The 25,712-nt window shown below is 65.9% G+C and carries 23 protein-coding genes and 1 pseudogene; 14 read left to right on the forward strand and 10 right to left on the reverse strand.

The genetic code is table 11. The features are described from left to right. Window positions 1–6 precede the first annotated feature (6 nt). The 9 genes from WAQ08_RS03395 (at window position 7) to WAQ08_RS03435 (ending at window position 8,973) form a co-directional block, all read left to right on the forward strand. Window positions 7–525: an OmpH family outer membrane protein gene (locus WAQ08_RS03395; protein ID WP_422189228.1), complete on the forward strand. Its 519-nt coding sequence runs from the start codon at window positions 7–9 to the stop codon at window positions 523–525. Beyond that, window positions 522–1,583, forward strand: a complete 1,062-nt coding sequence (gene lpxD, locus WAQ08_RS03400; protein WP_422189229.1) for a UDP-3-O-(3-hydroxymyristoyl)glucosamine N-acyltransferase — start codon at window positions 522–524, stop codon at window positions 1,581–1,583. The genes WAQ08_RS03395 and lpxD overlap by 4 nt, the downstream gene beginning before the upstream one ends. Next, window positions 1,580–2,029, forward strand: a complete 450-nt coding sequence (gene fabZ, locus WAQ08_RS03405) for a 3-hydroxyacyl-ACP dehydratase FabZ (RefSeq protein ID WP_422189230.1) — start codon at window positions 1,580–1,582, stop codon at window positions 2,027–2,029. The genes lpxD and fabZ overlap by 4 nt, the downstream gene beginning before the upstream one ends. Before the next feature lie 13 nt (window positions 2,030–2,042). Further along, on the forward strand, window positions 2,043–2,831 hold the full coding sequence (lpxA, locus tag WAQ08_RS03410; protein ID WP_422189231.1) for an acyl-ACP--UDP-N-acetylglucosamine O-acyltransferase: 789 nt from the start codon (window positions 2,043–2,045) through the stop codon (window positions 2,829–2,831). A gap of 1 nt (window position 2,832) precedes the next feature. After that, window positions 2,833–3,996: a lipid-A-disaccharide synthase gene (gene lpxB / locus WAQ08_RS03415; RefSeq protein WP_422189232.1), complete on the forward strand. Its 1,164-nt coding sequence runs from the start codon at window positions 2,833–2,835 to the stop codon at window positions 3,994–3,996. Next, complete coding sequence (gene rnhB / locus WAQ08_RS03420) at window positions 3,965–4,621, forward strand: ribonuclease HII (protein WP_422189233.1); 657 nt, start codon at window positions 3,965–3,967, stop codon at window positions 4,619–4,621. Before lpxB ends, rnhB begins: the two co-directional genes overlap by 32 nt. A gap of 29 nt (window positions 4,622–4,650) precedes the next feature. Then, entirely contained in the window at window positions 4,651–5,457 is an 807-nt protein-coding gene (locus WAQ08_RS03425; protein WP_422189234.1) for a TrmH family RNA methyltransferase, read from the forward strand. 178 nt (window positions 5,458–5,635) lie between these two features. Beyond that, window positions 5,636–6,331 (forward strand): Bax inhibitor-1/YccA family protein, encoded by a 696-nt coding sequence (locus WAQ08_RS03430; RefSeq protein WP_422189235.1) that lies wholly within the window; start codon window positions 5,636–5,638, stop codon window positions 6,329–6,331. Window positions 6,332–6,450: 119 nt separating this feature from the next. After that, a complete protein-coding gene (locus WAQ08_RS03435) occupies window positions 6,451–8,973 on the forward strand; it encodes an AsmA family protein (RefSeq protein ID WP_422189236.1) in 2,523 nt (840 codons plus the stop codon). A 39-nt stretch (window positions 8,974–9,012) separates the two neighbouring features. On the opposite strand, the gene dnaB is transcribed toward WAQ08_RS03435, so the two are convergent. Further along, complete coding sequence (gene dnaB, locus WAQ08_RS03440; RefSeq protein WP_422189237.1) at window positions 9,013–10,440, reverse strand: replicative DNA helicase; 1,428 nt, start codon at window positions 10,438–10,440, stop codon at window positions 9,013–9,015. Between the two features lie 232 nt (window positions 10,441–10,672). On the opposite strand from dnaB, the gene WAQ08_RS03445 reads away from it, so the two are divergent. Both WAQ08_RS03445 and WAQ08_RS03450 read left to right on the forward strand, forming a co-directional pair. Beyond that, the gene (locus WAQ08_RS03445; protein ID WP_422189238.1) at window positions 10,673–12,298 is read left to right on the forward strand and encodes an HDOD domain-containing protein; all 1,626 of its coding nucleotides are present in this window, start codon (window positions 10,673–10,675) and stop codon (window positions 12,296–12,298) included. Between the two features lie 132 nt (window positions 12,299–12,430). After that, window positions 12,431–12,806, forward strand: a pseudogene (locus WAQ08_RS03450) (hypothetical protein); the annotation flags it as partial. Between the two features lie 86 nt (window positions 12,807–12,892). On the opposite strand, the gene rplI reads toward WAQ08_RS03450, so the two are convergent. From rplI to ppsA, 7 genes are all read right to left on the reverse strand, one after another. After that, window positions 12,893–13,345 carry a 50S ribosomal protein L9 gene (gene rplI / locus WAQ08_RS03455; RefSeq protein ID WP_422189239.1) on the reverse strand — a complete coding sequence of 151 codons (453 nt, stop codon included), beginning with the start codon at window positions 13,343–13,345 and terminating at the stop codon, window positions 12,893–12,895. A gap of 12 nt (window positions 13,346–13,357) precedes the next feature. Next, complete coding sequence (rpsR, locus tag WAQ08_RS03460; protein WP_422189240.1) at window positions 13,358–13,648, reverse strand: 30S ribosomal protein S18; 291 nt, start codon at window positions 13,646–13,648, stop codon at window positions 13,358–13,360. Between the two features lie 26 nt (window positions 13,649–13,674). Beyond that, window positions 13,675–13,992: a primosomal replication protein N gene (gene priB, locus WAQ08_RS03465; protein ID WP_422189241.1), complete on the reverse strand. Its 318-nt coding sequence runs from the start codon at window positions 13,990–13,992 to the stop codon at window positions 13,675–13,677. A 38-nt stretch (window positions 13,993–14,030) separates the two neighbouring features. Then, window positions 14,031–14,402: a 30S ribosomal protein S6 gene (rpsF, locus tag WAQ08_RS03470; protein ID WP_422189242.1), complete on the reverse strand. Its 372-nt coding sequence runs from the start codon at window positions 14,400–14,402 to the stop codon at window positions 14,031–14,033. Window positions 14,403–14,540: 138 nt separating this feature from the next. Beyond that, window positions 14,541–15,725: an HPP family protein gene (locus WAQ08_RS03475; RefSeq protein WP_422189243.1), complete on the reverse strand. Its 1,185-nt coding sequence runs from the start codon at window positions 15,723–15,725 to the stop codon at window positions 14,541–14,543. A gap of 143 nt (window positions 15,726–15,868) precedes the next feature. Next, window positions 15,869–17,182, reverse strand: coding sequence for a lipase family protein (locus WAQ08_RS03480; RefSeq protein ID WP_422189244.1), 1,314 nt, complete (start codon window positions 17,180–17,182; stop codon window positions 15,869–15,871). Between the two features lie 322 nt (window positions 17,183–17,504). Further along, window positions 17,505–19,913 (reverse strand): phosphoenolpyruvate synthase, encoded by a 2,409-nt coding sequence (gene ppsA, locus WAQ08_RS03485; RefSeq protein WP_422189245.1) that lies wholly within the window; start codon window positions 19,911–19,913, stop codon window positions 17,505–17,507. 172 nt (window positions 19,914–20,085) lie between these two features. On the opposite strand from ppsA, the gene WAQ08_RS03490 reads away from it, so the two are divergent. From WAQ08_RS03490 to ppsR, 3 genes are all read left to right on the forward strand, one after another. Further along, a complete protein-coding gene (locus WAQ08_RS03490; RefSeq protein ID WP_422189246.1) occupies window positions 20,086–20,610 on the forward strand; it encodes a MarR family winged helix-turn-helix transcriptional regulator in 525 nt (174 codons plus the stop codon). A 176-nt stretch (window positions 20,611–20,786) separates the two neighbouring features. Further along, a complete protein-coding gene (locus tag WAQ08_RS03495) occupies window positions 20,787–21,212 on the forward strand; it encodes an organic hydroperoxide resistance protein (RefSeq protein WP_422189247.1) in 426 nt (141 codons plus the stop codon). A 139-nt stretch (window positions 21,213–21,351) separates the two neighbouring features. Further along, window positions 21,352–22,170: a posphoenolpyruvate synthetase regulatory kinase/phosphorylase PpsR gene (ppsR, locus tag WAQ08_RS03500; protein WP_422189248.1), complete on the forward strand. Its 819-nt coding sequence runs from the start codon at window positions 21,352–21,354 to the stop codon at window positions 22,168–22,170. A gap of 76 nt (window positions 22,171–22,246) precedes the next feature. Here the strand turns inward: ppsR and gcvP are convergent, their stop codons facing one another. Then, a complete protein-coding gene (gene gcvP, locus WAQ08_RS03505; protein WP_422189249.1) occupies window positions 22,247–25,159 on the reverse strand; it encodes an aminomethyl-transferring glycine dehydrogenase in 2,913 nt (970 codons plus the stop codon). Window positions 25,160–25,304: 145 nt separating this feature from the next. After that, window positions 25,305–25,679 (reverse strand): glycine cleavage system protein GcvH, encoded by a 375-nt coding sequence (gene gcvH, locus WAQ08_RS03510; RefSeq protein ID WP_422189250.1) that lies wholly within the window; start codon window positions 25,677–25,679, stop codon window positions 25,305–25,307. Window positions 25,680–25,712: the final 33 nt, after the last annotated feature.

Genomic DNA, 25,712 nt, shown 5'->3' on the forward strand with positions numbered 1-25,712 from the left:
CAGACCATGAATTCCTTTCTCAAACCCCTGGCCCGTGGCCTGGTCCTGTGCGCGCTGACCGCCGCGGCCATGGTGGCGCAGGCCCAGGAGCTCAAGATCGGGTATGTCAACCTCGATCGCGTGCTGCGTGATGCAGGCCCGGCCAAGGCTGCCCAGTCCAAGCTCGAAAGCGAGTTCAGCCGGCGCGAGAAGGATCTGTCCGACGTGGCCACGCGCCTGAAGTCGGCCTCCGACAAGTTCGAGAAGGATGCGCCCACGCTCTCCGAGAGCGAACGCAGCCGTCGTCAGCGCGATCTGGTCGAACAAGACCGTGAGTTCCAGCGCAAGCGCCGCGAGTTCCAGGAAGACCTGAACCAGCGCAAGAACGAAGAACTCGCCGGCGTGCTCGACCGCGCCAACCGAGTGGTCAAGCAGATCTTCGACAGCGAGAAATACGACCTGATCGTGCAAGAGGCGGTGTTTGCAGGCCCCCGCGTGGACATCACCGACAAGGTGATCAAGGCCCTCAACGGATCCGGCAAGTGAACCCGACGCCCGTCCAGCCCGGCGCGCCTTTCCAGGCGACGCTGGGCGATCTGGTCCAGGATCTGGGCGGCGAATTGCTCGGGCCGCCGGACCAGCCGGTCACCCGAATCGCTCCCCTCGATGCAGCCGACCCCGGCTGCATTTCGTTTCTGGCGAACCCCAAGTACCGCGCGCAACTGCAGAGCACGCAGGCCGGCTGCGTGATCGTGTCGCCAGCCGTGCGTGATGAGGCCGTGGCCCGTGGTGGCGCGGCGATCATCTCGGACGATCCTTACCTCTACTTCGCACGCCTCAGCCAGTGGTGGGCCAAGCGCGTGCGCCCACGTGCGGCGCCAAGCATTCACCCCTCGGCCGTGATTGATCCCTCGGCCACGCTGGGCGCGGACGTGGATATCGGCCCGCTGGCCGTGATCGAGGCCGGTGCGGTGATCAGTGATGGCGTGATCATCGGCCCGCACTGCGTGGTCGGTGCGCGTGCGCGCATCGGCGCTGAAACCCGCCTGTCGGCGCGCGTCACCATCGGCTTCGACTGCGTGATCGGCGAGCGCGGCATCCTGCACAGCGGCGTGGTCATCGGGGCCGATGGCTTCGGCTTCGCGCCGGTGAAAGGGCGCTGGGAAAAGATCGAGCAGCTCGGTACCGTGTGCATCGGTGACGACGTGGAGCTGGGCGCCAACACCTGCGTGGACCGTGGCGCCCTAGGCGACACCATCCTCGAAGAAGGCGTCAAGCTGGACAACCTGGTGCAGATCGCCCATAACGTGAAGGTGGGTGCGCACACGGCCATGGCCGGCTGCGTCGGCGTAGCCGGCAGCAGCACCATCGGCAAGCACTGCACCGTGGGCGGCAGCGGCATGATCCTGGGCCATTTGACCTTGGTCGATCACGTCCACATTTCCGCCGGCACGCTCATCTCGCGCTCCATCCACAAACCTGGCCAGTACACCGGCATTTTCCCCTCCGACGACAACGCGTCCTGGGAAAAGAATGCCGCCACGCTGCGCCAACTCCATTCGCTGCGCGAGCGTCTTCGCGCACTTGAAAGAAGCAACTCATGACCGTGAAGATGGACATCCACAAGATCCTCGAGCTGCTGCCGCACCGCTACCCCATCCTGCTGGTGGACCGCGTGGTCGAGCTCGAAGAGAACACGCGCATCCGCGCCGTCAAGAACGTCACCATCAACGAGCCGTACTTCACCGGCCACTTCCCGCACCGCCCGGTGATGCCCGGCGTGATGATGCTGGAGGCGCTGGCCCAGGCTGCCGCGCTGCTGTCCTTCGCCAGCCAGGGCGTCAAGACGGACGACAAGACGGTGTACTACTTCGTCGGCATCGACAACGCGCGCTTCAAGCGCCCGGTGGAGCCGGGTGACCAGCTGATCCTGGAGGTGACCGTTCTGCGGGCCAAGGCCGGCATCTACAAGTTCAAGGCGCAGGGCCTGGTCGATGGCGAGATCGCCGTCGAGGCCGAGCTGATGTGCACGATGCGCCGCATCGACTGACAGGAGCGTCGCGATGGCCCACATCCATCCCACCGCGCTGGTCGACCCCAAGGCCCAACTGGGCGAGAACGTCACCATCGGCGCCTACACCATCGTCGGCCCAAACGTGCGCATCGACGAGGGCACCAGCTTTGGTGCCCACTGTGTGGTCGAAGGGCACACCACCATCGGCCGTGACAACAAGTTCTACTCGAACGTGGCCGTGGGCGGTGATCCGCAAGACAAGAAGTACGCCGGCGAGCCCACCTGCCTGGAGATCGGTGACCGCAACACCATCCGCGAGTGCTGCACCTTCAACACCGGCACGGTGCAGGACGAAGGCATCACCCGCGTGGGCGATGACAACTGGATCATGGCCTATGTGCACGTGGCGCACGACTGCCGCGTGGGCAACAAGATCATCCTGGCCAACAGCGTGCAGCTGGCCGGCCACGTGCATGTGGGCGACTGGGCCATCGTGGGCGGCATGAGCGGCGTGCACCAGTTCGTGAAGATCGGGGCACACGCCATGACGGGCATGTGCTCCGCGCTGGGGCAGGATCTGCCGCCTTTCGTGATGGCGCAGGGCAACATGGCGTCGGCCCACGGCGTGAACCTGGAAGGCCTGCGCCGTCGTGGCTTCAGCGCCGAGCGCCTGTCGGCCGTCAAGCAGATGCACAAGGCGCTGTACCGCCAGGGTCTGACACTGGAGCAGACCAAGGGTCAGATCGACGGCCTGAAGGCCTCGCACCCCGAGGCCGTGGCCGATGTGGAGCTGATGCTGTCCTTCCTGGCGGCCTCCACCCGAGGCATCGTCCGCTGACATGGCGAGCTGGGCGGAACCGAACGGCTCACCACGCATCGCGATGGTGGCTGGCGAGGCCTCGGGTGATCTGCTCGCGGGGCTGCTGCTGGGCGGTCTGCGTGAGCGCTGGCCCGGGCTGCCTTCTGCGGGCATCGGCGGGCCGAAGATGGCCGCCCATGGTTTCGAGGCCTGGTGGCCGTACGAAAAGATGGCGGTCAATGGCTTCGTCGAGGTGCTGCGGCATTACCGCGATCTCTCTGGCATTCGCACTCAACTGGGTGATCGCCTGTTGGCTGATCCGCCCAGCCTGTTCATCGGGGTGGATGCGCCAGACTTCAACCTCGGGCTGGAAGCCCGCCTGAAGGCCGGCGGCATCAAGTCTGTCCATTTCGTCAGCCCCTCGATCTGGGCCTGGCGCGGCAAGCGCATCCACAAGATCCACCAGTCGGTGGACCACATGCTGTGCCTGTTTCCGTTCGAGCCCGAGATCTACGAGCGTGCGGGCATCCCGGCCAGTTATGTGGGCCATCCGCTGGCCGACAAGATCCCGCTGGGGGTGCCGCGTGCCGCCGCGCGCAAGGCCCTGGGCCTGGCCGAGTGCGACACCGTGGTGGCCGTGCTGCCTGGCAGCCGACGCGCCGAGATCAAGTACATCGGCCCCGCCTTTTTGCAGACGGTGGCGTTGCTGGCTCGCCAGCGGCCTGAGTTGCGCTTCTTGCTGCCGATGGCGCCTGGCCGGCGTTCCATGATCGAGCCGCTGGTGGCCGAGCATGCGCCGGATGCGCCGCTCACGCTGCTGGATGGCCATTCGCACGAGGCCCTGGCCGCCTGTGACGTGACCTTGATCGCCAGCGGCACCGCCACGCTGGAGGCGGCGCTCTTCAAGACACCGATGGTCATTGCCTACAAGCTCAATGCGCTGAACTGGCACCTGATGAAGAACATGGGCTACCTGCCATGGATCGGGCTGCCCAACATCCTGGCGCGCGAGTTCCTGGTGCCCGAGCGCGTGCAGCAAGACGCCACGCCCGAACGCCTGGCCCAGGATGTGCTGGACTGGCTGGACAATCCTGCCAAGGCCGACGCCGTGCGCCAGCGTTTCACCGAGATGCACCACCTTCTGAAGCGGGATACTGCCCGCTGTGCCAGCGATGCCATCGCCCAAGTCCTCCAAGCGCGCTAAGGCGCCCGCCTTTGAGCCGCAGCAGCTCGACCTGCTGTGGACACCCGTCGGCCTGGTGGCTGGCGTGGACGAGGCCGGCCGTGGCCCGCTGGCGGGGCCCGTGGTGGCGGCTGCCGTCATCCTGGATGACCAGCAGCCCATCAAGGGCCTGAACGATTCCAAGAAGTTGACGCCGGCCACGCGCGAGCGCCTGTTTGATGAGATCCGAGCCAAGGCCCTGTGCCTGTGCATCGCCGAGGCCAATGTCGAAGAGATCGACCAGATCAACATCCTGCAGGCCACGATGCTGGCCATGAAGCGCGCTGTCGAAGGGCTGCGTCTGAAGCCTGCCCAGGTGCTGGTCGATGGCAATCGCCTGCCCGTGCTCAAGGTGCCGGCCGAGGCCATCGTGCAGGGTGATGCCAAGGTCACGGCCATCGCCGCAGCCTCCATTCTGGCCAAGGTGCACCGTGACCGGCTGTGCCAGCAATTGCACGAGCGCTACCCCCACTATGGCTTCGATGGCCACAAGGGCTATGGCACGGCGGCTCACTTGGCCGCGCTGGCAGCGCACGGAGCCTGCCCCGAACACCGGCGCAGCTTTTCGCCGGTGCGCGAGGCCCTGGAGATCCGGCCGCTGCCCTGATGCGGCTGCTGCCTACACAACCTGTTCCCATGCCCGCTGTCCTGCAGATCACCTCCCGCGACAACCCCTTGCTGCAGCGCCTGCGCAAGCTGGCGGCCGACCCGGGGGCCTACCGCAAGCTGGGCGAGCTCTGGCTGGAGGGTGACCACCTGTGCTCGGCCTGCCTGACGCGCGGCGTCGAGGTGCCGATGGCGGTGATCGCCGACACGGCCTGGACGGGGCCTGAGGGCTGCGCGCTGCGCGAAGACACCCAGGCCGATCACCTCACGGCCCTGGCATCGCGGGCGGACAGGGTGGTGGTCGTGCCCGAGGGGCTGTGGAAGAGCTTCACCGGCCTGGAATCTCCTGCCCGGCTGGGCTTCGTTCTCAAGCACGAGGCGGTGCAGGCCGTCCAGCCTGGTTTGCCCACCGTGATCCTTGACCGACTGCAGGACGCGGGCAACGTGGGCACCATCCTGCGTGCGGCCTCGGCCCTGGGCGCCCGCCAAGTCGTGGCTTTGAAAGGCTCCGCCGCGCTGTGGTCACCGAAGGTGCTGCGCGCCGCCATGGGCGCCCACTGGGGATTGCATCTGGTGGAAAACGCAGCCTTGAACGATCTGGATGCGCTGGAAGTGCCCTTGCTGGCCACCAGCTCCCATGCCGACCACAGCCTGCCGCAGGCACCTTTGCCTGATCCCTGCGCCTGGGTGCTGGGGCATGAGGGGCAAGGTATCGCCCCCGAGCTGATGCGCCGTTGTGACATGACGGTGAGCATCCCCCAGCCAGGCGGCGAAGAGTCCTTGAACGTGGCCATGGCCGCCTCCATCTGCCTGTACGAATCCCTGCGGCGCCGCTGAAGAAGCCCCCGAATGGGCCGCAGTTGCATCGACCCCACGCGGTGCAGGGCTGTCCGAAACCCGCCGAGGGGAACTACAATGCAATCTGAATGTCAAATGAATGAAGGTTCCGCATGGTGCGGAAGACCTGTTCAATTGGCTGGCGACCTGTTCGCCGATCTGTCAACACGGAGCACACATGGACCAATCCCTCAAACCCCTTGACGTTGCCTATGGCAGCGCCCTGAGCGGGCAGCGGCAGCGCGTGCTGCGCAATACCTACGCCCTGCTGGCCCTGTCGATGGTGCCCACGGTGCTGGGTGCCTGGGCAGGCGTGGCGTTCAACTTCAGCTTCTTTGCCGGTAGCCCCTTCATTGGCTTCCTGGTGTTCATGGCAGTGGCCTTCGGCTTCTTCTATGCCATCGAGAAGAACAAGAACTCCGGTATCGGCGTGGTGCTGCTGCTGGCCTTCACCTTCTTCATGGGCCTGATGCTGTCGCGTCTGATCGGCCGGGTGCTGGGCTTCTCCAATGGTGCCCAACTGATCGCGCTGGCCTTTGGCGGTACGGGCCTGGTCTTCGTGACCATGGCCACGTTGGCCACCACCATCAAGCGTGACATCAGCGGCATGGGCAAGTGGCTGACGGTGGGTGCCATCGTGCTGCTGCTGGCCATCGTGGCCAACATCTTCCTGCAACTGCCGGCCCTGATGTTGACCATCTCGGCCCTGGCCGTGGCCCTGTTCTCGGCCTTCATCCTGTACGACCTCAAGCAGGTGGTCGATGGCGGCGAGACGAACTACGTCACCGCCACGCTGCACGTCTACCTGAGCGTCTACAACGTGTTCCAGTCGCTGCTGAGCCTGCTGGGCTTCTTCGGCGGCAACGACGACTGAGTTCGTTCACGGCTGCTCACACACGGGCCTGGCGCAGTCAGGCTCATCAGAACGGGGCCCTGCAGGGCCCCGTTTTCTTTGGTACAAGGGTGTGACGACAACGCTGGAAAGGGCTGGCCGTGGTGTGGTTGCGCAGGTTGGCATGGGGTGTGGGCATCCTGGTGGTGCTGGCGGTGGCCGTGGTGGCCTACCTGCTGGCTACCTTCGATCCCAACCGCTACAAGGATGTGCTCATCGACAAGGTGCGCACCGACTACCAGCGCACCCTGGTGCTGCAAGGGCCCATCAGCTTGGGGCTGTGGCCCAGCCTGCACGTCAAGCTCAGCCAGGTGCGCCTGAGCGAGCATCAGCGCGAGCAGGCCTTTGCCTCTGCCGAAGGGCTGGAGCTGTCGGTGCAGGCCTTGCCTCTGCTGCAAAGGCAGTTGCGCGTGAACCGTGTGCAGGCCCATGGCGTGTCCCTGCGCTATGCGCGTGACGCGCAGGGGCGCAGCAACATCGATGACCTGCTCAAGCCCGATGACGAGCCCCAGCCAGAAGATGATCAGCCCGGCGAGCCCGTGGCCTTCGAGGTGGCGGGCATCGCGCTCAAGGACGTTGCCCTGGACGTGGACGACCGCAAGACGGGCGTGCAGGGCAAGGTGGTGCTGCAGAGCTTCGACAGCGGCCGGCTGGCCGACGGGCTGCAGACGGATATCCAGCTCAAGGCGCAGGCCGTGTTGAGCAAGCCCTCGCCAGCGTCGATCGGGGTGCGGGGCAGCCTGTCCTTGACGCCTCAACTGGCCCAGAACACCGTGCTGGTCGACAAGCTGGCCCTGGATGTGGAGGGCGATGCGCTGGGCGCCCGGCAGGTGAAGGCGGCGCTCAAGGCCGATGCCCTGCGCTGGGATGGTGCCAAGGGCGCTGCGCAGGCGCAGGGCCTGTCCATCGACGGTGGCGCTCAACTGACGGGGCTGCTGGTAGAGAACGCCCGGCTCAGTCTGGAGCGCTTCGAGTACGACCCGTCCGCCCAGTCGCTGCAGCTGTACAAGCTGGCCACCAAGGTGGCGGCGCGGCAGGGCGGGCAGCCGCTCAATGCCGAACTCAACTGGTCGGAACTGGTCGTGAAGGGCGATGAGATCCGGGGCAGCACGCTGGAGGGGAACGTGTCGCTGGTGGGCCCGACGGCGGTGGATGCGACGTTCAAGAGCGATGCGCCTTCCGGCGGGTTTCAGCGCTTCAAGGTGCCGGCCCTGGCCCTGGACTTCACTGTGCGCATGGCGGGCGAGGGCGGTACCCGGGAGATCAAGGGGCGCACGCAGGCTGATCTGGATGTGCAGGCGCCCGCGCGCGAGGTGGCCTTGCAAGGCTTCACGCTGCAGGCCACGGTGCAGGAGCCCTCGCTGCCTGAGTTGCAGATCCAGGCCGCAGGTCAGGCCGCCGTCCAAGGTGAAGTGGAGGGCAAGACAGGAGGCCTGGCCTCATGGAGCCTGAAGGGCCAGCTCAATGCCAACCCGTTCGATACCAAGGGCACAGCCAGGATGGGTACCGGCGTGCCCAAGGTGCAGGCCGTGGCCAGCTTCACGTCGCTGGACCTCAATCGCCTGCTGCCCGCACCGGCGGCATCGGCCAAGCCTGGTGCCGTGGCCCAACCGGCCTCTAGTGCCGGTGCCGGCCCGGCTCAGGTCGCCAAGTCTGCAAGTTCGCCTTCGAGCGGTGATGCGCCGGTAGACCTGTCGGCGCTGTCCCTGCTGGATGGGCGCTTCGAGCTGTCGGCCGGGCAATTGGCCGTGCGCCAGTACCGCATCAGCGATGCCAGGCTGCTGGCCACCCTTGAGCAAGGGCGGCTGACGCTGCAGAACCTGTCCGGTGGTGCCTGGGGCGGGCGTTTCCAGGCGCAGGGCAACGCCCAGGCCGGCGCGAACCAGAAGCTGGCCTTGCGCGGCACGGCCGAGAGCGTGGACATCAATGCCTTGCTGAAGGACGTGGCGGGCAAGGATGTGCTGGAAGGGCGCGGCCAGCTCAAGTGGGATGTGGTCACCGGCGGGCGAACCGTGCCCCAGTTCACCTCGGGGCTGGATGGCACGGCCTCCTTGCTGCTGCGCGATGGTGCCGTCAAGGGCATCAATCTGGCCAAGTCATTGCGCGATGCCAAGGCGCGTCTGGGCGCATTGAGCGGAGGTGGCGGTAAGAGCGATGAGGTGCAACGCAGCAGCCAGGTCGAGAAGACGGATTTCACCGAGCTGTCGGCCAGCTTCCAGATCAAGGGTGGCGTGGCGCGTAACAAGGATCTGTCGGCCAAGAGCCCCTTCCTGCGGCTGGGCGGCGAGGGCAGTGTGGACTTGGTGCGCCAGCGTGTGGACTACACCGTCAACACCACAGTGACGGGCACGGTGAAGGGGCAGGGCGGTGCCGAGATTGACGCGCTCAAGGGCCTGACCGTGCCGGTCAAGCTGGCAGGCCCCTTCAATGCGCTGGACTGGAAGATCCAGTGGTCTGGCGTGGCCGTGGGCTCGCTGCAGAACACCCTCAAGGGGCGGCTGGAGGATGAACTCAAGGCCAAGTTGCTGGGTAAGCCCGCAGTGCCGGCGGCCTCAGGCGCCAGTGCGCCCAAGTCTTCGCGTGAAGAGCAGCTCAAGAACAAGCTGCGCGGCCTGTTCAAGTGATGGGCCGGCAAGGCCCAACAGGCTTGTCAGCCCAGGCGATCAGTACTCGTCACCACCGCCGATGTAGGTGCCCGGCGCCAGGTTCTCGAAGCGTGTGTTCGATTTCAGGAAGGCCAGGTGCAGGCTGCCCACGGGGCCGTTACGCTGCTTGCCGATGATGATCTCGGCCGTGCCCGGGATCTTCGATTCCTTGTTGTAGTACTCGTCGCGGTAGATGAACATGATCACGTCGGCATCCTGCTCGATGGCGCCGGATTCCCGCAGGTCGGACATCATCGGGCGCTTGTCGGGGCGTGTTTCCACCGACCGGTTCAGCTGCGACAAGGCGATCACCGGGCACTGCAGCTCCTTGGCCAGGGCCTTCAGGCCCCGCGAGATCTCACCGATCACGGTGGCGCGGTTCTCTTCGTTGCCGCCGGATCCACTCATCAGCTGCAGGTAGTCGATGATGATCAGGCCCAGCGTGCCGCCGAACTGGCGTGCCAGGCGGCGTGCACGGGCACGCAGTTCGTTGGGCGACAGGCCCGGCGTCTCGTCAATGAAGACGTTGGCCGTGCGCAGCTTCTCGACCGTCTCGCTCAGGCGGCCCCATTCGTCGTCGCTCAGGCGGCCCGTGCGCAGGTTCTGCTGGTTGATGCGGCCGATGGAGCCCACCATCCGCAGTGCCAGCTGAGAGGCGCCCATTTCCATGGAAAAAATCGCCACGGGCAGGCCTTCGTTCACGGCCACGTTCTCGCCGATGTTCAGTGCAAACGCGGTTTTGCCCATCGACGGACGTGCGGCCAGGATGATCAGGTCGCCCTTTTGCAGGCCGGCCGTCATCTTGTCCATCTCGAAGTAGCCCGTGCGTACGCCGGTCACGTCTTCCGAACCGTTGTCGGCCAGCTCCTGCACGCGGTCGAGCAGGTCGACCACCAGGCCGTCCATGGCGTGGAAGCCTTGCTTGTTCTTGTTGCCTTCCTCGCCGATGCGCATGATCTTGGCTTCGGCCTCATCGAGGATGTCCGACACCGAACGGCCATCCGGGCTGAAGGCGTTGGTGGCGATCTCGTCGCTGGCTGTGACCAGCTTGCGCAGGATGGCGCGCTCGCGCACGATCTCAGCGTAGCGGCGCATGTTGGCTGCGCTGGGTACGCTCTGCGCCAGCGCGTTCAGGTAGGCGAGGCCGCCCACTTCCGTGCCCTTGCCCTGCATCTGCAACTGCTCGAACACCGTGATCACGTCGGCTGGCTTGGAGGCGTTCACCAACTGCTGGATGGCGTTGAAGATCAGCTGGTGTTCGTGCCGGTAGAAGTCGCTGCTGGTCAGCAGGTCGGCCGCACGGTCCCAGGCGGAGTTGTCCAGCAGCAGGCCGCCCAGCACGGATTGCTCACCCTCGATGGAATGCGGCGGCACGCGCAGGCGCGCGATCTCGTCGCTGGAGGAGGCGCCATTGGCGGAGAACGGTTTGGGGAAAACTGCGGCCATCTTGACATCATAAAAGGCCCTGTCTTCAGGGCTGTGGATAACTCTGTGGAGTGTCTTGGGAAATCCCGGGGAAATGCGGTGGAGAGCGCGGGATAACTGCTCGCCACGTGCTGCAAGCCCCGCCAGGCCGTGACAAAAAGTGTGGCTTGCATCAATATTTGGTTTTCCGGTCACCGAAGTTGCGATCAAATGGGCATGCGCGTTATTTCCACTTCTGCCGGTTCACCCCACCATGACCGTTGACCAGGCTGCTTCTGCCGTTCGCGGTGACGATGCCGTCACGCTGGATTTCCTGCTGCGCCGCATGCGCCAGAAGAGCGACTTCCCCACGCTGGGGGCCTCCGTGTCGCGCATCCAGGCCATGAGCGAGGCCGAGAACGAAAGCCTGAGCCGCCTGTGCGACGAGATCCTGAAGGACGTGGCGCTCACGCAGAAGCTGCTGCGCGTGGTCAACACAGCCTACTACCGGCGTGCGGGCAGTGATTCCATCAGCACCGTGTCGCGTGCGGTGACGCTGATCGGGGTGGCCGGGATCCGCAACCTGGCGCTGTCGCTGATGCTGGTCGAGCACATGCAAGACAAGCAGCACGCCCAGCAGCTCAAGGAAGAGTTCCTGCGCACGGTGATGGCCGGTACCCTGGCCAGCGAACTGGCGGGCACCCCGGCCGAGGCCGAGCAGGCCTTCATCGAATCGCTGTTTCGCAACCTGGGGCGCCTGCTGGTGGAGTTCTACCTGCCGGAAGATGCGCATGAGATCCGCCGCCTGATCAACCGTCAGGACGATGGCCAGCCCGCCATGGGCGAGGCCGAGGCCAGCCGCAAGGTGTTGGGCATGCCCGTGCAGCAGCTGGGCGTGGCCGTGGGCAAGACCTGGAACCTGCCCGACACGATGCTCTACGCCATGGTGGCGCCGGCGGGCAGCGTGCCGGGGCGTTCACTGGCGGCGCGCCCGGAGCGTTCCCTGTGGTGGGCCAGCCTGGCCAACGAAGCCGCCGACACCATGCTGTGGAGCGAGCCCTCCGAGCTGGGCGGACGCCTGCAGTCATTGACCAGGCAATACGCCGTGGCCCTGAACCTGCCGCCCGATGCCCTGCAGGAGGCCGCGGCCCGCGCCCGCAAGCGCCTGACCGAACTCACGCAGGTCATCAAGCTCGATGTGCCGCGCGATTCACCCGCCGAGCGCCTGCTGGAGGCTTATTACGTCGATGCCCCCAATGCTGGGGGCGAAGAAGGCCCCTCGGCCGAAGCGCTCGGCCTGGCCACGCCCGATGAAGACGGCGCGCTGATCGTACTGGGTGCCGAGCCTCCGCCGGTGGATTCGGCCGGCATCCTCACCAGCGGCATCCAGGACATCGCCAACAGCATGGTCGACAGCTTCAAGCTCAACGACGTGCTGCAGATGATCCTGGAGACGGTCTACCGTGCGCTCGATTGCCGCCGCGTGATCTTCTGTCTGCGTGATGCGCGCAGCGCACAGCTGGTGGGCCGTATCGGCCTGGGCGAGGGCGCCGATGCCCTCAAGGGCGCGTTCAAGGTGCCGCTCAAGGTGGCCGAAGGCGCGCCCGTGGACCTGTTCTCCGCTGTGTGCGTGAAAGGCGTGGACACCCTGATCGCCGATGCCAGCGTGCGCTCGGTGGCGTCTCGCCTGCCCGATTGGTTCCAGGAGCGCGTGCAGGCGCCCACCTTCCTGCTGCTGCCGATGTCAATGAAGCGCCAGGGGCAGGACATGGTGCTGGGTCTGATTTATGCCGACAAGGGCCAGGCCGAGAGCCTGCTGATCACCGAGAAGGAGTTGTCGCTGCTGCGCACCCTGCGCAACCAGGCCGTGATGGCCTTCAAGCAGACGGCCGGCGGGTGAGCTAACATCCGGGCTGCGGTGCAAGCCGCGCCCGGGCCTGCGGGAAGGGTTGAACCCACTTGGCTCTTCATGTGCTGATACGGCCTTGGTGGCCACAGCCTTTGTGCAGCCGGATTTGCGGGCCGTCGGCGGATGGTCACGTTGGGCTGGCCCATCGCGGCCAAGGGCGGTGATTGGGATGCATCGGCCTTGAACCAGGCCGTCTTCCGCGGCAATGCGGCGCTGGCCCGCTTCCTGTTGGCCCATGGCGCGCAGTGGACCGAGCAGCACGGCTATGGCAGCAGCCTGTCATGGGGCTCCTGCAATGAGCCCCCCCGGGGGCGACTGGCTGGGCTGCGCGCACGCGCTGGTCGAGCATGGCATGCCGGCGGCGCAGCCCGACCCAGTGGACGCGAGCACCGTGCTCATCCAGGGTGAGCGCATGCACTTCTCTGACGAGGTGACGGACTACCTGCTCAGTGCAGGTGCGCCAGGCACGCAAGCTTCGGCCCCGGCCTCTCAAGCCTGAGCAACGAACCACCCGCCCATGAAAAAGCCGCCCTGGGGCGGCTTTTGCTTGTCCGGCACCCGAAGGCGCCGAAGCAGGGCAGAGGATTACTCGGCCTCGGGCACCACGGCCACGGTCACATCGACGACCACGTCGGTGTGCAGGGCCACGGACACGGCGTGTTCGCCGGTCGTCTTCAGGGGGCCGTTGGGCAGGCGGACCTGCTGCTTGGCCACATCGTAACCGGCAGCCTTCAGGCCTTCGGCGATGTCGGAGTTGGTCACGGAGCCGAACAGGCGGCCGTCCACGCCAGCCTTCTGGCTCAGCGTCACGGTCTTGCCACCCAGCTTCTCGCCCAGGGCTTGGGCGGCGGCCAGCTTGTCGGCCTGGACCTTTTCGAGCTCGGCGCGGCGGGCTTCGAATTCCTTGATGGCGCTGTCGGTGGCGCGGCGGGCCTGGCCCGTCGGGATCAGGAAGTTACGGGCGAAGCCGTCCTTGACCTTGACCACATCACCCAGGTTGCCCAGGTTGGCGACTTTTTCGAGGAGGATGATTTGCATGTCAGTGACTCCTTAGGCCTTGTGCTGGTCGCTGTAGGGCAGCATGGCCAGGAAACGAGCGCGCTTGATGGCGGTCGTCAGTTGACGTTGGTAGATGGCGCGCGTGCCGGTCAGGCGAGCGGGGATGATCTTGCCGTTTTCGGCGATGAAGTCACGCAGGGTGTCGACATCCTTGTAGTCGATCTGTTCGACGCCAGCCACGGTGAAGCGGCAGAAACGCTTGCGGCGGAACAGCAGCGACTGGGTGTTGCGCTTGCCCTTGCGGTCTTTGGAGAACTTGCCTTTGCCACGAGTGATAGCCATGGTAGGAACCTCTGTGTACGGATACGTTAATTGGGTAGGAGCTCGATGATGTGCAGCAGCAGTGCGCGCTTGTTGCGCGTCATCCCCAGGAACCCCTTGATCTTGAGCTCGGCACCGATGTCGGTGCGGTTGAGCTGCTCGGCCAGGGGGCCGATCGCCACGGCCCGGATATCGCAGACCACCTTGCGGGGCTGCTGGGCTTCGACCACGTCTGATTCGTGGTGGAGGCCGATGTCCAGGGCGGGTAGACCGGCGGGGGTGTAGCGCAGGGCCTTGCGTTCGACGATGCTGGCGGTCAGGACAACTTCATTGAAGCTGGGGCTGACGGGCACTGCATCGACCAAGGCGAAAAGCCCGACGTCACGCCCTGATGCTCAAGGCATCAGGCTGCGGCTTGTTGCTGGTCTTGAGCGGCCTTGCGGGCCTCTTCGCGCTCGACCTGCTTCATCATCACGGACGGGCCGGTCAGGGCCTTGTCCTGGACCACGGTCAGGTGGCGCAGCACGGCGTCGTTGAAGCGGAAGGCGGTCTCAAGCTCGGCCAGGGTTTCCTTGGTCGTCTCGATGTTCAGGCACAGGTAGTGCGCCTTGGCCAGCTTATTGATCTGGTAAGCCAGCTGACGACGGCCCCAGTCTTCGACGCGGTGGATCTGGCCGCCGGCGGCGGTGATCGAACCCTTGTAACGCTCCAGCATGGCCGGAACTTGCTCGCTTTGATCCGGGTGGATCAGCAGCACGATTTCATAATGACGCATAAAAGCTCCTTGTGGATTCCCCGCCCTGGAAAGACCCGGGGCCGGGCGGAAGCCGTCGTGAAGCGTCAAACCCACGGACGGCAAGGGTTGCCAGGATTGGCAACAGACGAAAAGCCTGCGATTGTAGCGTGAAAACGCTCACTTGCCAACGTGGGCGCTGGCTGCCTGCCCACCGACCGCCCGGTACAGCGCCCGCACGAAGTCTGTCTGGGTGAGGATGCCCACCAACTGCCGGCGTTCGTCGATGATGGGGATGTGGTGGTGGCCGCCATCCGAGAACACCGCGGCCAGGTCCAGCACCGGGCGATTGGCGCTGGCCACGCGCACGTGGCGCGTCATGATCTGGCCCACCACATCGGGCTTGTCGGCGTGCACCGTGGTCACGCGGCGCACAAAGCCGCGCAGGCGCTCGGCGAAGCCTTCATGCAGGTCCAGGTCGGCATGCTTCATGAAATCGGCCAGGGTGACGATGCCCACCAGCTTGTGCCAGCGGTCCACCACGGGCAGGGCCTTGACCTTGTGCTCGCGCATCAGGCGCCAGGCGGTCTGCAGCGAATCACCGAACTGCACGCTGAGCGGGTCGCGGGTCATGACGGCCTCGCAGCGCAGATCGCCCAGCAGGCGCTGGTAGGACTGGGCCTCGGTTTCGCGCAGCAGGGCTTCCAGGTCGTCGCGGCTGACGTCCAGCACTTCGTTGTGGCGGCGTAGTGCGGCGTCCAGGTCTTGTGCGGAAAAACGTGGGGGTGGCTCGCCTGCGGCCGGCGCCGCGGCCCGTTGCTGGGCATGCGGGTAGCGCTTGCCCGTGAGCTGGTTGAAGGCGATGCCCGCCAGCACCAGCACGCTGGAATCGACCAGCGCTGGAAACGCGGCGAATGAGAAGTGTGTGACGTGGCCCAGGCTGGTCAGCAAGGCCATGGCACCGCCCGGCGGATGCAGGCAGCGGCACGCGAACATCAGGGCGATGGCCAGGCCCACGGCTGTGGCGCCGGCCCAGGCTGGATCAGGGATGAGGTTGGCGCAAGTGATGCCCACCAGGGCCGACAAGGTGTTGCCGCCCACCACGGCCCAAGGCTGGGCCAGCGGGCTGCCGGGCACGCAGAACACCAGCACGGCGCTGGCACCCAGCGGCGCCACCAGCCAGGGCAGCGAGGCGCCTGACAGCCAGGCGCCATCCGCCCAGCGGCACAGCACACCCGTGATCAGGATGCCGATGTAGCCACCGAGGGCCGCCCGCCAGCGTTCGCGGTGATCGACGGTCAGCGGGGCAGGGCGCAGGGCCGCCAGCCATGGGCTCAGGCGGTCGGTGAGCGAGGGGCGGGGCATCGATCAGCGGCTGTTCTTTTTAAGCTGCATCGATTATGCCTATTTGGCATGGGCTCGGTGCGGCCGCTGCCTTTTGCCCCTTTTGTGACGCCTTGTGCATGAGCCGCGGGCGTGTCATCCCGCATGCCCATGCCTTTTACACGTCAGGGCGTGTAGACCAGCGGCGTGAGCGGATTGCCCGGGGCGATGCTGGCGCAGTTCTCCGGTGCGGGCTTGCCTGCGAATCGGTCGTCGATCCAGGCGGTGGCCCAGGGCAGCCAACTGATCATGGTCACGAAGTGGCTCGTGCCGTATTCCTTGTGCTGCACCTTCACGCCCTGGTCGCAGTACTGGCGCGCCAGCGTGCGCACGTCACCGGCCAGCATCACGCCATCGCCCTTGCCCCAGATGGGCGAGGTTTTGGTGAGCTCCATGGTGCCACCCGTGCCTTGCCCGATCTGCAGCGGGATGGTCGGCGTGCCGCCCGTGCCCATGATGACCTTGTTGACGGCCTCGACGTACTCGGCGATCTTGGTACGGTCCTGGTACTCGGGCTTGACGAGATCCTTCCAGGTCACCTTGCTGTATTGGCCGAGCACGTAGGCGATCGAGGCCTTCTGCATCCGGTCGTAGACCTCCAGGCCACGAGGGGTGAGGTACTTCTGGATGTCGATGCCATAAGAGCGCGAGACTCCGATGACGGCCATGGGCATCACGCCGCCCCAGATGGCTGCGCCTTCCACGTAGGTCAGGTTGTGCTCGGGACTGACCAGCACGCCGCCGAATGCAGCGCCGACCAGGTTGGCGTTCACGTCGGGTGCGTAGGTGAGGGCCAGTTCAGCCGCCCATTCGGTGGCGATCGCGCCGCCCGAGTAGCCCAGCATGGCCACCTTGGCATTGCGGTCGAGGCCGGCCTGCGGCAAATTGAAAGTTGCCCGGATCGCATCGAGCGTGTTGTAGCCGTACTCCGGGCCGGCCGCGAAAGCAGCCTTCTGGCCCTGGGTGTCGGAGATGACGACGGTGTAGCCCTTCTTGCGGTAGGAGCCGAACAGCAGCGTCTCGACGGCGGGCAGCAGGTCCGGGATCCGCTTGCCGCCAGCGAAGGCGCGCGAGGGCGAGTCTTCCGGGTTCAGCGAGTCGTAGAACGACTGATAGGAGAGCACCTTGTTCTTGTTCGGGCAGGAGGAGGTGCAATCGGGCGAGAAGATGGTGGTGACGTTCGCGGCCGGCTCGAGCTTGGCGTTGGTCGAGCGGTACACCACCTGCGTGGCCTGGATCCGGGTCTTGATGCCCACGACGTAGTACGAAATGGTGCGTGTCTTGAGGACCGTGCCCGGCGCGATGTCGGCCAGCGGCGTGCTGCCCGTGTACTGGTAGAAGGGGTCCGGGGTGGCGGTTTGTGCCTGGGCCGAGGCCCCGGCTGCGAGCGCGGCAGCGGCCAGCAGCGTGGACGTGGCGCGGGTTGAGATGCGGGACATGTTGGAAGCGCTCCTGGAAGGGTTGCGGCCAGCGCATTCACCCCAGGGCGATCGCGGCTTGCCTACTTCTTATGTTGTGAACAGGGTCCGGGCCCTGGTTCGGCGCTTTCATGCACGCCGGACATGTGCATGCTATTTGCCGAAGATTCCGCAACGTTTGCCGAATAGGCTCATTCATTTGCCGAGATGACCGAATTCATGGGTAACACCTAGATGTCGGATGATGCTCGGCAAAGGGTAAACCTCTGCCCAGGGGCGTACCAACAAAAAAGGGAACGTGAAACACGTTCCCTTTTGCTGGAGGCCTTGGCCTGCTTCAGGCTCAGCGCTGGGTGGCCAGGCGCTGCCAGGTGTCGACCACGGTGTCCGGGTTCAGCGACATGGACACGATGCCTTCGGCGGCCAGCCAGTCGGCGAAATCCGGGTGGTCGCTGGGGCCCTGGCCGCAGATGCCGATGTACTTGCCGTGCGCGCGGCAGGCGGCGATGGCGCGCGAGATCATGGCCTTGACGGCCGGGTCACGCTCGTCGAAATCCTGTGCCAGCAGTTCCAGGCCGGAATCGCGGTCCAGGCCCAGGGTGAGCTGGGTCAGGTCGTTGGAGCCGATGGACATGCCGTCGAAGAACTCCAGGAACTGCTCGGCCAGGATGGCGTTGGAGGGCACCTCGCACATCATGATGACGCGCAGGCCATCCTTGCCGCCCTTGGATTCACGTACCAGGCCCTGGTCGGCCAACATGGTGGTGACGCGCTCGGCCTGCTTCAGGGTGCGCACGAAGGGCACCATGATCTCGATGTTGGTCAGGCCCATGTCGTTGCGCACGCGCTTGAGCGCTTCGCATTCCATGGCGAAAGCCTCGCCGAACTCCTCGCTGATGTAGCGCGAGGCGCCGCGGAAGCCCAGCATCGGGTTTTCTTCTTCCGGCTCGTAGCGGCTGCCGCCGATCAGCTTCTTGTACTCGTTGGACTTGAAGTCCGACAGGCGCACGATCACGGGCTTCGGGAAGAAGGCGGCCGCGATGGTGGCGATGCCCTCGGCCAACTTGTCGACGTAGAACGCGCGCGGGCTGGCGTGGCCGCGGGCCACCGATTCCACGGCCTTCTTCAGGTCCATGTCGATGTTGGGGTAGTCGAGGATGGCCTTCGGGTGCACGCCGATGTTGTTGTTGATGATGAACTCCAGCCGCGCCAGGCCCACGCCGCTGTTGGGCATCTGGGCGAAGTCGAAGGCCAACTGGGGGTTGCCCACGTTCATCATGATCTTGATGCCGATGTGGGGCATCTCGCCACGCGTGACCTCGGAGATTTCCGTTTCCAGCAGGCCATCGTAGATGTAGCCGGTGTCGCCTTCGGAGCAGGCCACGGTCACCAGGGCGCCATCCTTGAGCTGCTCGGTGGCGTTGCCGCAACCGACCACGGCCGGGATGCCCAGTTCACGCGCGATGATGGCGGCATGGCAGGTGCGGCCGCCACGGTTGGTCACGATGGCGCTGGCGCGCTTCATCACCGGCTCCCAGTTCGGGTCGGTCATGTCGGTGACCAGCACGTCGCCGGGTTTGACCGTGTCCATCTCGGACAGGTTGTGCACGATGCGCACGGGGCCGGTGCCGATCTTCTGGCCAATGGCGCGGCCTTCGGCCAACACGGTGCCGGTGCTCTTGAGCTTGTAGCGCTGCTCGGTCTTGCCTTGCTGCTGGCTCTTCACCGTTTCAGGGCGGGCCTGCAGGATGTAGAGGTGGCCGTCGCCGCCGTCCTTGCCCCACTCGATGTCCATGGGGCGGCCATAGTGCTGCTCGATGACCAGGGCGTAGCGGGCCAGCTCCAGCACGTCGTCGTCGGTCAGGCTGTAGCGGTTGCGCTGCTCGGGGGCGCAATCCACCGTCTTGACAAGCTTGCCGCTGGCGGCCTTCTCTTCAGGCGTGGCGAACTCCATCTTGATCAGCTTGGAGCCCAGGTTGCGGCGGATCAGTGCGCGCTTGCCGGCCTTGAGCGTGGGCTTGTGCACGTAGAACTCGTCGGGGTTGACAGCGCCTTGCACCACCGTTTCGCCCAGGCCGTAGCTGGAGGTGATGAAGACCACGTCGGGGAAGCCCGATTCGGTGTCCATCGTGAACATCACGCCGGCGGCGCCCAGGTCGGAGCGCACCATGCGCTGCACGCCGGCCGACAGGGCCACCACGTCATGGGCGAAGCCCTTGTGCACGCGGTAGGAGATGGCGCGGTCGTTGTACAGCGAGGCGAAGACTTCCTTCATCTTGTGCAGGATGTCTTCGATGCCCACCACGTTCAGGAAGGTTTCCTGCTGGCCGGCGAACGAGGCGTCGGGCAGGTCTTCTGCGGTGGCGGAGGAGCGCACGGCGAACGAGGCCTGCAGGTTGTCACCGGCCAGGGTGACGAAGGCGTCGCGGATGGCCTTTTCCAGGTCGGCGGGAAAGGGCTGGGATTCGACCCAGCCACGGATCTCGGCGCCGGCTTCGGCCAGGGCCTTGACGTCGTCGGTGTCCAGGGCGGCCAGGCGCTTGCGGATGCGGTCGGTCAGGCCGTCGTGCTTGAGGAACTCACGGAAGGCATGCGCCGTGGTGGCGAAGCCCGTGGGCACCCGCACACCGTCAGGCAACTGAGAGATCATCTCGCCCAGCGAGGCGTTCTTGCCGCCGACCGATTCAACATCGGTCATGCGCAGTTGTTCAAACGGGACGACCAGCGCGGTCGGCTCGAAGAGGTTGGACATAAAAACTCCAGATGGTAAAAAACCGGTGGTCTGGCCGAGGGCGCGCGTTTTGTGGTTCTTGGTGGTGACGCACACTCAGCAAGACGAGATGCCGCGCATTTTAGGGTTGGACCGGAGGTCTCTGCAGGAAATATTCGAGTGGGCTTACCATGCGGCCATGAACAATGCGGACATGAACAGCCCCACGCCTGCGCACGGTCCTCACTGCGCCCTCGGTGGTGCCGTGTCGGAGGCCATGCGGGCCGACATGGCCGCTGACCGTGCCTTGCTGCTCGACCAGCAACTGTGCTTTGCGCTGTATTCCAGTTCCTTGCTGCTGACAAAGCTGTACAAGCCCCATCTAGACCGCCTTGGCCTGACCTACCCGCAGTACCTGGTGATGCTGGTGCTCTGGGAGCACGACGACCAGGTGGTGCACGAGGTGGGCGACCGGCTGGGCCTGGATTCCGGCACCCTGACGCCGTTGCTCAAGCGGATGGAGGCCCATGGCCTGATCCAGCGGCAGCGCGATGTGGACGATGAGCGCCGTGTGCGTGTGCGCCTGACCGAACAGGGGCGACAGCTCAAGGCGGAGGCGAGGGCGGTACCGCAGGCCATGCGCTGCGTGATCGGCGGCGGTGACGACGAGTTCGCCGCGCTGCGGGCATCGATGCAGTTGCTGCGGCAGCGCTTGGGCGATGCCTCTGACCCAGCCTGATCCAAGATTGCCGTTAGCCCTGCTGCGCATGAGGACATGTGAGGCCGGGCTTGTGGCGCCTGCGCTGCGGGTATAAATTTACACGCAATTCAATTGCGTGCAATTGAATTTCAGAGTTGTCCCACTGTCACTCACCAGACACCGAACGCGCCCCGTCCGGCGCAGGAGCACCCACCATGCAGACCCTCGACAAAGTCCTCTACACCGCCCATGCCACCGCCACCGGCGGCCGTGATGGCAAGGCTGTTTCGTCCGACGGCATCTTGGACATCGCCCTGGCACGCCCCGCCGAAATGGGCGGTAAGGGTGACGGCACCAACCCCGAGCAGTTGTTCGCTGCTGGCTACTCGGCCTGCTTCTTAGGCGCCATGGGCTTCGTGGCCGGCCAGCAGAAGAAGGGCCTGCCCAATGGCACGCAGATCGCGGGCGACGTGTCCATCGGCCCTATTCCCAACGGCTTCGGCATCGCCGTGGTGCTGAACATCACGCTGCCCGGCCTGCCCCGTGAAGAGGCCGAGGCCCTGGTGCACGCGGCCCACCAGGTGTGCCCGTACTCCAACGCCACGCGCGGCAACATTGCCGTCACGCTCAACGTGGTCTGAAGAGATTAAGCCCCCAGGGCTGGGCTCTGCCCAGCCCGTCCCCCGAGGGGGCGGCCCTGCATTCCTCCCCCACGCCCCGGTCTCGGGTGACAATGCGTCCCTTCGCGGTTCATGCGGCCGGCTGGCCGCCTTGTCACCCATGACCGATTGCAGCGTTTTCTTCATTTCCGACGGCACCGGCATCACCGCCGAGACCTTCGGCAATTCCATCATGGCGCAGTTCGCCGTGAAGCCGCGCCATGTGCGCCGGCCCTTCATCGACACGGCCGACAAGGCGTACCAGGTGGTGCGCGAGATCAACGCCGTGGCCGACCGCGAAGGCAAGCGGCCCATCGTCTTCATGACGCTGGTGGACGAGGACATCCTCAACATCATCCGCCCGTGCCGTGGCAAGGTCTTCGACATGATCAAGACCTTCGTGGAGCCGCTGGAGCACGAACTGGGCATGAAGTCCAACCACCGGGTGGGGCGCTTCTCCGACGTGGCGGTGGACCGCGAATACAACGACCGCATCGAGGCGATCAACTTCACGCTGGAGCATGACGACGGCCAGTCCGCGCGCAACCTGGAGGTGGCCGATGTGGTGCTGGTGGGTGTGAGCCGCAGCGGCAAGACACCGACCTCGCTCTACCTGGCGATGCAGCACGGCGTGAAGGCGGCCAACGTGCCGCTGATCCCGGAAGACTTCGACCGGGGCTTCCTGCCGCCCATGCTCAAGCCCTTCAAGAAGAAGTGCTTCGGCCTGACGATCGACCCGGCGCGCCTGTCGCAGATCCGCAATGAGCGTCGCCCGAACAGCAAGTACGCCAGCCTGGAGAACTGCCGCTTCGAGGTGCAGCAGGCCGAGTCGATGATGCGCCGCGAGGGCATCTCGTGGTTGTCGTCCACGCACAAGTCGATCGAAGAGATCGCGACGACGATCCTGCGGGACATCAGGCCGGATCGATTGATCTATTGATCCTGTTACCACGCTGGTGGCGGATGAAAAAAAGGAACCTCATCGAGGTCCCTTTTTTGTGGCGGCGCTTGCGGCCTTATTCGCTGGCGTAGTCGCTCACCGGCACGCACGAGCAGAACAGGTTGCGGTCACCGTAGACGTTGTCCACGCGGCCCACGGGCGACCAGTACTTCTGGCGGCGCAGGCCGGGCACCGGGTAGGCGGCGGCCTCGCGGCTGTAGGCGTGCGGCCACTCGGTCTTGAGCAGGCTGGCGGCGGTGTGCGGTGCGTTGCGCAGCGGGTTGTCGTCCTGCGGCAGCTGGCCTTGCTCGATCTGGCGGATCTCGTCGCGGATGGCGATCATCGCGTCGCAGAAGCGGTCCAGTTCGGCCTGGGATTCGCTCTCGGTGGGCTCCACCATCAAGGTGCCGGCCACGGGGAAGCTCAGCGTGGGCGCGTGGAAGCCGTAGTCGATCAGGCGCTTGGCCACGTCCTCGGCGCTGACGCCGCTGGTGTCCTTCAGGGGGCGGATGTCGAGGATGCACTCGTGGGCCACGCCGCCGCCCTTCACGGCCTTGTTGCCATGACTGAAGTGCAGGTCGTAGTGGCCCGACAGGCGGGCGGCGATGTAGTTGGCGTTGAGGATGGCCACTTCGGTGGCGGCCTTCAGGCCCTCGGCGCCCATCATGCGCACGTACATCCAACTGATGGGCAGCACGGCGGCGTTGCCCAGCGGCGCGGCGCTCACGGCGCCCACGGATTTGTCGGTACCGATGCCGGCGGCGCGGTGTGCGGGCAGGAAAGGTGCGAGGTCTTTGACCACGCAGACAGGGCCGACGCCGGGGCCGCCACCGCCGTGCGGGATGCAGAAGGTCTTGTGCAGGTTCAGGTGGCTCACGTCGCCGCCGAACTGGCCAGGCGCGGCGATGCCGACCAGCGCGTTCATGTTGGCGCCGTCCACGTAGACGCGGCCGCCGTGCTGGTGCACCAGGGCGCACAGCTCGGTCACGCGCGTCTCGAACAACCCGTAGGTGGACGGGTAGGTGATCATGATCGCGGCCAGGTTGGCGCTGTGCTGCTCGCACTTGGCGCGCAGATCATCCAGGTCCACATTGCCTTCGGCATCGCACTTGGTCACGACCACCTTCATGCCGACCATCTGGGCGCTGGCGGGGTTGGTGCCGTGGGCCGATTCGGGAATCAGGCAGATGTCGCGGTGGCCCTGGCCTTGCGCTTCGTGCCAGGCCTTGATCACCAGCAGGCCGGCGTACTCGCCTTGCGAGCCGGCGTTGGGCTGCAGGCTGATGCCGGCGTAGCCCGTGGCCTGGCCCAGCCAGCCGCACAGCTCGTCGTTGAGCACCTGGTAGCCCTGCAGTTGATCAGCCGGGGCGAAGGGGTGGATCTGCGCGAACTCGGGCCAGGTGATGGGGATCATCTCGCTGGTGGCGTTGAGCTTCATCGTGCAGGAGCCCAGCGGGATCATGGTGCGGTCCAGCGCCAGGTCCTTGTCGGCCAGGCCGCGCAGGTAGCGCAGCATCTCGGTTTCGCTGTGGTGGGTGTTGAACACCGGGTGCGTCAGGAAGGCGCTGGTGCGGCGCAGTGCCGCGGGCAGGCCGGCCAGTTCCACGCCTTGCTCGAACTGGGCGAAGGAGGGCACGGGCTTGCCGCCAGCGAACACCGTCCACAGGTCGATGAGGTCGTCGCGGGTGGTGGTCTCGTCCAGCGAGATGCCGACGGTGTCACCGCTGGCGATGCGCAGGTTGATGCCGCGTGCGACGGCGGCGGCCAGCACTGCGTCACGGTCTTCGGTCAGCACCTGCAGGGTGTCGAAGTACGTGGTGTGGATCAGCGTGCGGCCCAGGGCCTTGAGGCCCGCGGCCAGGATCGAGGTGTAGCTGGCCACGCGCTGCGCGATGCGCGTCAGGCCCGAGGGGCCGTGGTAGACGGCGTACATGCTGGCCACGACGGCCGGCAGCACCTGCGCCGTGCAGATGTTGGAGGTGGCCTTCTCGCGGCGGATGTGCTGTTCGCGCGTCTGCAGGGCCAGGCGGTAGGCCTTGTCGCCATGGCTGTCCACGCTGACACCGACCAGGCGGCCGGGCAGCGAGCGTTTGAATTCGTCCTTGGTGGCCAGGTAGGCGGCGTGCGGGCCACCGTTGCCCATGGGCATGCCGAAGCGCTGGGTGGTGCCGCAGGCGATGTCGGCACCCAGTTCGCCCGGGGGCGTGAGCAGGGTCAGGGCCAGCAGGTCGGCGGCGACGATGGCCAGCGCGCCTTTGGCGTGCAGCGCGTCGATCAGCGGGCGCAGGTCACGGACCTGGCCGTTCACGCCGGGGTACTGCAGCAGCGCGCCGAAGCAGTCGTTGCCGGCCAGGTGCTCGGCCAGCTTGGCGGCGTGCACCACATCGACCGTGATGCCCAGCGGCTCGGCGCGGGTGCGCACCACTTCCAGCGTCTGCGGGAACACGTCGTGCGCGACGATGAAGCGGGTGGATTTGGCTCTACCGGCGCGGGCAGCCAGCGTCATGGCCTCGGCGGCGGCGGTGGCCTCGTCCAGCATCGAGGAGTTGGCAATCGCCAGGCCGGTCAGGTCGCAGACCATGGTCTGGAAGTTGATCAGCGCTTCCATGCGGCCCTGCGAGATCTCGGCCTGGTAGGGCGTGTAGGCCGTGTACCAGGCGGGGTTCTCGAGGATGTTGCGCAGGATGACGCCCGGCGTGAGCGTGTTGTAGTAGCCCTGGCCGATGCAAGTGCGCATCACCTTGTTGCGGCTGGCGATGCGCTTGAGATCGGCCAGCGCCTGGGCTTCGCCCAGGGGCGCAGGCAGGTCCATCGGGGCACCGCGCTTGATGGCGGCGGGCACGACGGCGTCGATCAAGGCCTGGCGCGAGGCCACGCCCACCGCGCTGAGCATGTGCGCCTGCTCGTCTTCCCTGGGGCCCAGGTGGCGGGCGTGGAACTCGGTCGGATTTTCAAGTTCAGCGAGGGTGGGCAGGGCGGTGTTCGGCATGGCGGGGCAGTGTTCGGCTGAAGGCAATGGGGTGGGCGGTGAGGCCCGGCCGGGTGGGATCGATGTTGACGATCACCAGGCCCGGCTGGCGCGGCGTGCCTGTTTGTTCAGGGCAGGCAGCCGCGCGCGATGGACGCGCGAAGGATCAGGCGTTCTTGACGAAGTCGTCGTAGCCGGTCTTGTCCAGCAGGGCGTCGGCGTCGGCCGGGTTGGCCAGCTTGACCTTGAAGAACCAGCCGGCGCCCAGCGGGTCGGTGTTGGCCAGGGCGGGGTCATCGCGCAGGGCTTCGTTGACCTCGGTGATCTCGCCGGTCAGGGGCATGTAGACGTCGGCGGCGGCCTTGACGGACTCGACCACGCCGGCGATGTCCTTGGCGTTGAAGGTGGTACCCACGGCGGGCAGGTCGACGAAGACCACGTCACCCAGGGCGTCCTGGGCGTGCTCGGTGATGCCCACGGTGGCGGTGCCGTCGGCTTCGATCTGGAGCCACTCGTGGTCGGGTGTGTACTTGATGGTCATGGATGGATCCTCGGGAAAGCAGGTCAGTCAATA

Source organism: Aquabacterium sp. (assembly GCF_049274795.1).
Classification (GTDB): Bacteria; Pseudomonadota; Gammaproteobacteria; order Burkholderiales; family Burkholderiaceae_C; genus Aquabacterium.